1 protein-coding gene is annotated in these 973 nt (G+C 42.4%); it reads right to left on the reverse strand.

Annotated elements, in window-relative coordinates:
* Positions 1-918: IS5 family transposase (locus ACPEPR_RS13790; RefSeq protein ID WP_423562564.1), on the reverse strand; the 918-nt coding region annotated here is incomplete at its 3' end.
* Between the last annotated feature and the right edge of the window lie 55 nt (positions 919-973).

Consider the following 973-nt stretch of genomic DNA (forward strand, 5'->3'; position numbering starts at 1 on the left):
GGTGTGAGGTCGGCCGAGCTCCGTAAACTTATTTAAGATGGCCACACGTGCATGCATCTCGTTGACTTGGCTATCAAAATTCCGAGCACTGAGCTTATCGCCTAATAATTTGATGCAGTGCATCTTGGTTTCTACCAGACTTCGCTGATGGTAGCCCGACCATTTTTTCCATAGTGTCCTGCCTAAACGTTTAACAGTGCGAAGTAATTCATTTCGCTCTAGCGAATGAACTTTTGTATCTTTCCAAGGCTTCGCATTTTTTCTGGGTGGAATAATCGCATGGGCATTTCGATCTGTGATCAACTGGCGACACCGCTTTGTGTCATAAGCACCATCGGTATAAACGGAGTCAATATGCTCATCTTGAGGAATCTGATCGAGTAAATCACCAAGTACTTGTGAATCACTGACATTATTTGTCGTAAGCTGAACGGCACGTATTTGCAGTGTTTCAGCATCTATACCAATATGCAGTTTACGCCATTGCCGACGGTATTCAGGCTGATGCTTCTTACGCTTCCATTCGCCTTCACCTAAAAATTTTAAACCCGTAGAGTCGACGAGTAGGTGTAACCCATCACGACTTTTCTGGTAGCTAATTTGAATATCAATATACTTTTGTCTTCTACAAAGCGTCGTGAAGTCTGGTGCTGTCCAATCTAATCCGCAAAGTTTAATTAAGCTTTGAACAAAACCAGTAACCATGCGTAAAGTGAGTCTAAATAGAGATTTGATCATCAAACAGCATTGGATCGCTATGTCGGAGTAGGTTTGATTTCGACCTTGTTTGCCTTGAGGTTCTGCATACCATTGTGTTTTTGGATCGAACCAAATGGCAATATTCCCACGATTAATGAGAGCTCGGTTATATGCGGGCCAATTGGTTGTGCGGTAGATTTTGTGTGTAGGCTTATTCATTTGGAAATTATATTGCCGAAGAAGTCCTTAAGAACAGCTTTGTGCAACAAAGCCG

Origin of the sequence: Acinetobacter sp. AND/436, assembly GCF_049546925.1 — a bacterium.
In the GTDB taxonomy this organism is placed as follows: Bacteria; Pseudomonadota; Gammaproteobacteria; order Pseudomonadales; family Moraxellaceae; genus Acinetobacter; species Acinetobacter indicus.